This window comes from Escherichia sp. WS547 (assembly GCF_046486065.1).
Taxonomy (GTDB): Bacteria; Pseudomonadota; Gammaproteobacteria; order Enterobacterales; family Enterobacteriaceae; genus Escherichia; species Escherichia coli.
Genome location: NZ_JBJQMA010000048.1, coordinates 1 through 7933, shown reverse-complemented (window position 1 = coordinate 7933; position 7933 = coordinate 1). Strand labels below are relative to the sequence as shown.

Annotated in this window: 8 protein-coding genes; 4 read left to right on the top strand and 4 right to left on the bottom strand. The window is 53.1% G+C overall.

Features of this window, described 5'->3' with window-relative positions; genetic code table 11:
- Positions 1-130: 130 nt before the first annotated feature.
- The 4 genes from ACJHWK_RS23675 to cysJ form a co-directional block, all read right to left on the bottom strand.
- A complete protein-coding gene (locus tag ACJHWK_RS23675; protein WP_000956458.1) occupies positions 131-283 on the bottom strand; it encodes a Hok/Gef family protein in 153 nt (50 codons plus the stop codon).
- A 264-nt stretch (positions 284-547) separates the two neighbouring features.
- Complete coding sequence (gene cysH, locus ACJHWK_RS23670; protein ID WP_001521160.1) at positions 548-1282, bottom strand: phosphoadenosine phosphosulfate reductase; 735 nt, start codon at positions 1280-1282, stop codon at positions 548-550.
- A 73-nt stretch (positions 1283-1355) separates the two neighbouring features.
- A complete protein-coding gene (gene cysI, locus ACJHWK_RS23665) occupies positions 1356-3068 on the bottom strand; it encodes an assimilatory sulfite reductase (NADPH) hemoprotein subunit (RefSeq protein ID WP_001290706.1) in 1713 nt (570 codons plus the stop codon).
- On the bottom strand, positions 3068-4867 hold the full coding sequence (cysJ, locus tag ACJHWK_RS23660; RefSeq protein ID WP_001521162.1) for an NADPH-dependent assimilatory sulfite reductase flavoprotein subunit: 1800 nt from the start codon (positions 4865-4867) through the stop codon (positions 3068-3070). The genes cysI and cysJ overlap by 1 nt, the downstream gene beginning before the upstream one ends.
- 318 nt (positions 4868-5185) lie before the next feature.
- On the opposite strand from cysJ, the gene queD reads away from it, so the two are divergent.
- The 4 genes from queD to ACJHWK_RS23640 all read left to right on the top strand — a co-directional run bounded on the left by queD (position 5186) and on the right by ACJHWK_RS23640 (position 7740).
- Positions 5186-5548: a 6-carboxytetrahydropterin synthase QueD gene (gene queD, locus ACJHWK_RS23655; RefSeq protein WP_000108294.1), complete on the top strand. Its 363-nt coding sequence runs from the start codon at positions 5186-5188 to the stop codon at positions 5546-5548.
- Between the two features lie 77 nt (positions 5549-5625).
- Entirely contained in the window at positions 5626-6897 is a 1272-nt protein-coding gene (locus ACJHWK_RS23650; protein WP_001521163.1) for an FAD-dependent oxidoreductase, read from the top strand.
- Positions 6888-7148 carry a ferredoxin family protein gene (locus ACJHWK_RS23645; RefSeq protein WP_000109536.1) on the top strand — a complete coding sequence of 87 codons (261 nt, stop codon included), beginning with the start codon at positions 6888-6890 and terminating at the stop codon, positions 7146-7148. The genes ACJHWK_RS23650 and ACJHWK_RS23645 overlap by 10 nt, the downstream gene beginning before the upstream one ends.
- Before the next feature lie 16 nt (positions 7149-7164).
- Complete coding sequence (locus ACJHWK_RS23640; RefSeq protein ID WP_252710083.1) at positions 7165-7740, top strand: glycerol-3-phosphate responsive antiterminator; 576 nt, start codon at positions 7165-7167, stop codon at positions 7738-7740.
- Positions 7741-7933 lie beyond the last annotated feature (193 nt).

The window sequence follows — 7933 nt, the reverse complement described above, 5'->3', positions numbered from 1 at the left end:
TATCCCTGACAGCCTACAAAACGCAATTGAAGAACGCGAGGCATCGTCTTAACGAGGCACCGAGGCGTCGCATTCTTCAGATGGTTCAACCCTTAAGTTAGCGCTTATGGGTTTTACCCCCGCGTGGTGGCTACTTCTTCGATTCGTAAGCGAGAACTGCCTTAAACTCCATACCACGTTCTCTGATACTCAACTCACACAACGAGTCGCCTACCATCAGCGTGAATCCCAGTACTGTACAACACAGTACGATGATTGCCACAAGGGCATATTTTGTCAGCATGTCTTGCCTCCCTGCAAAGAAGAGACTAACATTCGAATTGCTTAGGTTCGAACGCTGGCCTCAGGTTGATAGAAATATCGCCTGGGGCTTTTGTCCATCTGGAACCTCGCGAATGCTTAACGCCAGACAGCCTCAAGCACCCAACGCCATTCTATACCTGATAATTCTTCCAGCGGCGTTCACGTTTAAAATCAGGAATGCTGCTCGCAAAATAAAAACGCCCCCATCATTTCTGACAGAGGCGTTTAATTTATCCGGCAATATTTACCCTTCGTGTAACCCACATTCTCTTTTTAAGCCAAAGAAACGCGTTTCTTCTTCCGCCATGCCGGGTTCCCATTTACGGGTTGTATGGGTATCACCGACCGATAAATATCCTTCATCCCATAATGGGTGATATTTCAGGCCATGTTTTTGCAGGTACTGATAAATAGTTCGGTTATCCCAGTCGATAATCGGCAGCACTTTAAATACGCCACGCTGAATTGCCAGCACCGGTAAATTGGTGCGGCTGCCGGATTGTTCACGGCGCAGGCCAGCAAACCAGGTTTGCGCATTCAGTTCTTTCAGCGCCCGGTTCATCGGTTCGACTTTGTTGATGTCATTGTACTTTTCAATGCCTTCAACACCCTGCTCCCACAGTTTTCCGTAACGTGCTTCCTGCCAGGCGGCGCTTTCGGTAGCGCGGTACACTTTCAGGTTGAGCTTGAGTTTGTCCGTTAACTCGTCAATAAAGCGGTAGGTTTCCGGGAACAAGTAACCCGTATCGGTGAGGATCACTGGAATATCCGGGCGAATCTGATTCACCAGATGCAGGCTCACCGCCGCCTGAATGCCGAAACTGGAAGAAAGTACATATTCACCGGGCAGATTATCCAGCGCCCAGGCAACGCGGCCTTCAGCGTCCAGTTTTTCCAGTTCGGCGTTAGTTTCTGCCAGCGCCAGAATGCGATCTACCTTCGGCAGTTCGTTCAGGGCGTTTAGATCGAGTTTGGACATAGATTCCTCACTGTTTGCCTTGCCTGATGCGACGCTCACGCGTCTTATCAGGCCTACAAGACCGGGCTGATGGTTAATCCCACAAATCGCGCGCCGGATCGAGCACCGGGCGAATGATGCCCGCACGCACCGTAAAGTCGCCGAAGCCTTCACCCGCTTCGCGCTCTTTCGCCCAGCGCCCTATCAGTTCATCAAGCGACGCCAGGATTTCCGGTTCGGTGATGTTTTCTTTATACATCCGTGGGATACGTGTCCCAATGCGGTTGCCGCCAAGATGCAGGTTGTAGCGACCCGGCGCTTTACCCACCAGGCCCACTTCCGCCAGCATCGCGCGACCACAACCGTTCGGGCAGCCTGTTACACGCATCACGATATGCTCATCGCTGACACCATGTTTCGCCATTAAATTATCGATGTTGTCGATAAAAGACGGCAGGAAACGCTCGGCTTCGGCCATCGCCAGCGGGCAAGTCGGGAATGACACGCAGGCCATTGAGTTTTCACGCTGCGGCGTGACGGCATTCATTAACCCGCTCTCTTTGGCAATCTTCTCGATCTTCGCTTTCTCGCTTTCCGGCACACCGGCGATGATCAGATTCTGGTTCGCCGTAATGCGGAAATCGCCTTTGTGGATCTTCGCGATCTCCAGCAGGCCGGTTTTCAGCGGACGCCCAGGATAATCAAGGATGCGACCATTTTCGATAAACAGCGTCAGGTGCCAGTTATCATCAATGCCTTTAACCCAGCCAATACGATCGCCGCGTCCGGTGAACTCATATGGACGGATCGGTTCAAATTTGATCCCCGCGCGACGCTCCACTTCCGCTTTAAACGTCTCAACCCCCACGCGCTCCAGCGTGTATTTGGTTTTGGCATTTTTACGATCGGTACGGTTACCCCAGTCGCGCTGAGTCGTCACGACGGCTTCTGCCACCGCCAGCGTATGCTCCAGCGGCAGATAGCCAAACTCACTCGCCGTGCGGGCGTAGGTTTTCTTGTTGCCGTGTTCGATAGAAAGCCCACCGCCCACCAACAGGTTAAAGCCCACCAGCTTGCCGTTTTCGGCGATTGCCACGAAGTTCATGTCGTTGGCATGCAGATCGATATCGTTCTGCGGCGGGATCACTACCGTAGTTTTGAATTTACGCGGCAAATAAGTCTGACCGAGGATCGGTTCTTCATCGGTGGTGGCGACTTTTTCCTGATCGAGCCAGATCTCCGCATACGCGCGGGTACGCGGCAGCAGATGTTCAGAGATTTTCTTCGCCCATTCATACGCTTCCGCGTGTAGCTGCGACTCGTAAGGGTTCGAGGTGCAGAGTACGTTACGGTTCATGTCGTTAGCAGTCGCCAGCGCATCAAGACCGACCGAGTGCAGCATCTGGTGCACCGGTTTGACGTTCTTTTTCAGAATGCCGTGGAACTGAAACGTCTGGCGGTTGGTCAGGCGAATGCTGCCATAGATGGTGTTTTCACCGGCAAATTTATCGATCGCCTGCCACTGTTTGGTGGTAATCACGCCACCCGGCAGACGGCAGCGCAACAGCATTGCATGACGTGGCTCCAGCTTCTGTTCAGCACGTTCGGCGCGGATGTCGCGGTCATCCTGCTGATACATGCCGTGGAAGCGGATCAGCAGGAAGTTATCGCCCTTAAAGCCGCCGGTCAGACCGTCGTTTAAATCTTCCGCAATGGTGCCGCGCAGGTAGTTGCTTTCAAGCTTCATGCGCTCGGCGTCTGTCAGTTTTCCTTCGACCACTAAAGGCCCTGGATGTTTTTCGCTCATTAGTAGACATCTCGCTGATAACGGCGCTCTACGCGCAGCTCACTTAAAAATTCATCCGCCGCTTCGGTGTCCATGCCACCAAATTCGGCAATCACTTCCAGAAGTGCCTGCTCAACGTCTTTCGCCATGCGATTAGCGTCGCCGCAGACATAAATGTGGGCACCGTCATTGATCCAGCGCCACAGCTCTGCGCCCTGTTCGCGCAGTTTGTCTTGTACGTAAATTTTTTCTTTTTGATCGCGCGACCAGGCAAGATCGATACGCGTCAGCACGCCCTCTTTGACGTAGCGCTGCCATTCCACCTGGTAGAGGAAATCTTCCGTAAAGTGCGGGTTGCCAAAGAACAGCCAGTTTTTCCCCGGCGCTTCGTCGGCGGCGCGTTGCTGCATAAAGGCGCGGAACGGCGCGATGCCGGTGCCTGGGCCAATCATAATCACCGGCGTTTCCGGATTGGCTGGCAGGCGGAAGTTATCGTTATGTTCGATAAAGACGCGGACTTCACCCTCTTCTTCCACGCGATCCGCGAGGAAGCTGGAGGCACCACCGGCACGGGCGCGGCCTTCCACGTCGTAACGCACCACGCCAACGGTGACGTGTACTTCGTTCTCGACTTCCGCCTGCGAGGAGGCGATGGAATACAGGCGCGGGGTCAGCGGGCGCAGCAGGTTAATCAGCGCTTCGGCATCCAGTTGCGCCGGAGAGAAACGCACCATGTCGACAATCGGCGTCGTCGCGGCGTAATGCTGTAACTTCGCTTTATCGCCCACCAGCGGCAGCAGCGTTTCGCTGCGGGTAAGCGTGGCATAGTTCTCAACAATGTTGGCGGTGTTGACGGTCAGTTCGAAGTGCCACTGTAGCGCTTCGTTCAGCGGCAGGGTTTTGCCCTCAACGTTGACAGGTTCATCACCTTTCAGCCACAGCAGTTCGACAAGTTCTTTCACCAGTGCCGGATCGTTCTGATACCAGACGCCCAGCGCGTCACCCGGCTGGTAACGCAGGCCCGAGTCACCTAAGTCAATTTCGATATGGCGAACGTCTTTTTCAGAGTTACGCCCGGTAATTTTCTGGTTAACAGAGAGGCTCGCCACCAGCGGCGCGTCTTTGCTGTACGGGCTGGTGTGGATTTCATTTACCGCGCCAGTAGCGACGGATTGCGAAGGTGCCGCGACAGGCGCACGCGATTTAAGCGCATCAACCACGCGGGCGCGCCACTCGATGGCAGCAGCCTGGTATTCAACGTCGGCATCGACACGGTCGAGCAGGCGTTCACCGCCCAGTTCCGCCAGCTTGCTGTCAAAATCTTTCCCGGACTGGCAGAAAAATTCATAAGAGCTATCGCCGAGGCTAAACACGGCAAATGCGGTGTTTTCCAGCTTCGGCGCTTTTTTGGAGAACAGGAACTTATGCAGCGCGACGGCTTCTTCCGGCGGTTCCCCTTCTCCTTGCGTTGACGTCACCACGATAAGCAGTTTTTCGCTGGCGATTTGTTTGAATTTATAGTCGCCCGCGTTCACCAGCTTAACGTTCAGTTTTGCCGCCAATAAATCATCGCGTAATGCTTCAGCAACCCGGCGCGCATTGCCGGTTTGCGAAGCGGAGATAATAGTTATACCCGGCATTTCTGCGGCGGGCGCTGGCGTCGCTGCAAGCGCAGCTGGCTGCTGGTTGAGCACGCCCCAGAAATAGCCAGAAACCCAGGCAAGCTGGGTGGGAGTTAAATCGGTCGTGGCCGCCTGAAGGCGTGCCAGTTGCTCCGGGTTCAACGGAAGCAACGCGGAAGGTGGGACCTGTGTCGTCATGCGTCGTTATGTTCCAGTAAGCAAAGCTGTTTCTGCGCCCTGTCAGCGCCCATAAAACAGAAGAGAAGATAAGGTTAACGGGGTGAACGGTGTGGATTAAAGACGGGATAGCGATAACTAATAACCAAATCGACTAACCTGTTTTAGCAATAGTCTTTAACAACAAAATAGATTAACCAACCCAATGAAAAACAAATGAATATTGCCCATCAATAAGATAAATCAGCGATTTTGCGCAACAAAGTCGTTTTAGATAATGCGAAAAAACAGCCTTTCCGGTACTCTACGGCGGTTTTATCGTCCTGTAGAGAAATTATGATGTCCACCACGTTATTTAAAGATTTCACCTTCGAAGCCGCTCACCGCTTACCACACGTCCCGGAAGGGCATAAATGTGGTCGCCTGCACGGGCATTCCTTTATGGTGCGACTGGAAATTACCGGGGAAGTCGATCCGCATACGGGCTGGATTATCGATTTCGCTGAACTGAAAGCGGCGTTTAAGCCAACCTACGAGCGCCTCGATCACCATTATCTCAATGATATTCCAGGTCTGGAAAACCCAACCAGCGAAGTTTTAGCAAAATGGATTTGGGATCAGGTTAAACCCGTTGTGCCGCTGTTAAGTGCGGTGATGGTAAAAGAAACCTGTACTGCAGGCTGTATCTATCGCGGCGAATGATAAGAGTGTGTCGGCGGTCAATTTCCCTTAAGTAACGCCATGTTAGGGTGTTGTGTTCTGGATATCTGGGGCATGACATGGAAGACAACTGCGACATTATTATTATTGGTGCCGGTATAGCAGGTACCGCTTGTGCTTTACGCTGCGCGCGGGCAGGTTTGTCCGTTCTGTTACTGGAACGCGCTGAAATCCCCGGCAGCAAAAATCTTTCCGGCGGGCGTTTATACACCCATGCGCTCGCGGAACTCCTCCCGCAATTTCATCTGACCGCGCCTCTTGAACGACGCATCACTCACGAAAGCCTTTCTCTGCTAACGCCGGATGGCGCAACGACGTTTTCCAGCTTACAGCCCGGCGGTGAATCCTGGAGTGTATTACGTGCACGGTTCGATCCGTGGCTGGTTGCCGAAGCCGAAAAAGAAGGTGTCGAATGCATCCCCGGTGCGACGGTGGATGCGCTGTATGAAGAAAACGGCAGGGTGTGTGGTGTCATTTGTGGTGACGATATTCTCCGCGCCCGTTATGTGGTGCTGGCAGAAGGTGCCAACAGCGTCCTGGCTGAACGTCACGGGTTAGTGACTCGTCCTGCTGGCGAAGCGATGGCGTTGGGGATCAAAGAAGTGCTGTCGCTGGAAACATCCGCTATTGAAGAACGTTTTCATCTGGAGAATAACGAAGGCGCAGCGTTGCTGTTCAGCGGCGGGATCTGTGATGACTTACCCGGCGGCGCATTTCTTTATACTAATCAACAAACGCTCTCGTTAGGGATTGTTTGCCCGCTCTCTTCCCTTACGCAAAGTCGTGTTCCGGCAAGCGAGCTGCTGGCTCGCTTTAAAACGCATCCGGCAGTGCGCCCGCTTATCAAAAACACGGAATCACTGGAGTATGGTGCGCATCTGGTGCCAGAAGGTGGCTTGCACAGTATGCCGGTGCAATACGCCGGTAACGGCTGGCTGCTGCTGGGCGATGCGTTGCGCAGTTGCGTCAATACCGGAATTTCCGTGCGCGGCATGGATATGGCGCTAACTGGCGCGCAGGCGGCGGCACAAACGCTGATAAGCGCCTGCCAGCACCGCGAGCCGCAAAATCTGTTTCCGCTTTATCATCACAACGTCGAGCGCAGCCTGCTATGGGATGTTCTACAACGTTATCAGCATGTTCCGGCGCTTTTGCAACGCCCTGGCTGGTACCGTGCGTGGCCTGCGTTAATGCAGGATATTTCCCGCGATTTATGGGATCAGGGTGATAAACCTGTTCCACCGCTGCGCCAGTTATTCTGGCGTCATTTACGTCGTCACGGCCTGTGGCATCTGGCGGGCGATGTTATCAGGAGTCTGCGATGTCTGTAGCCCGTAATCTCTGGCGCGTTGCCGATGCGCCGCACATTGTTCCGGCTGACTCCGTTGAGCGCCAGACGGTACAACGGTTGATTAACGCTTGTCCGGCTGGTCTTTTTTCGCTCACACCGGAAGGTGACTTACGCGTTGATTATCGCGGCTGCCTGGAGTGTGGCACCTGCCGTTTGCTGTGCGACGAATCAACACTACAACAGTGGCGCTATCCGCCTTCCGGATTCGGCATCACCTACCGCTTTGGATAAATAATAAGGATAATTTATGCCCCTCTTACACCTGCTCCGCCAGAATCCGGTGATTGCTGCCGTTAAAGATAATGCCAGCCTGCAACTGGCAATCGATTCTGAATGCCAGTTTATTTCAGTGTTGTACGGCAATATCTGCACCATCAGTAATATCGTTAAAAAGATTAAAAACGCCGGAAAATATGCCTTTATTCATGTTGATTTGCTGGAAGGCGCATCGAACAAAGAAGTGGTGATTCAGTTTCTGAAACTGGTGACCGAGGCGGACGGCATTATCAGCACGAAAGCATCGATGCTGAAAGCGGCAAGAGCGGAAGGTTTTTTCTGTATTCATCGCCTGTTTATTGTTGATTCGATTTCGTTTCACAACATTGATAAGCAAGTTGCGCAATCGAATCCGGATTGTATTGAGATCCTGCCAGGCTGTATGCCTAAAGTGCTGGGCTGGGTGACGGAGAAAATCCGCCAACTGCTGATTGCCGGCGGGCTGGTGTGCGATGAAGAAGATGCGCGTAATGCGATTAACGCGGGTGTTGTGGCGCTTTCCACCACGAATACCGGGGTCTGGACGTTAGCGAAAAAATTGCTTTGACGGGATACTCGTAACGAGTTGAATTTGTGTGATTTGTAGGCTGCACGCCACATCCGACATTCAGCGCCTGATGCGACGCTTGATGAACTGCACCCCAAATGTTGGACATAATCTGACATCTGAAGGTGCAGTTTATGAAACATTCATTTGAAGTAAAACTTGCCGCTGTAAATCATTACCTGGCTGGTCATGC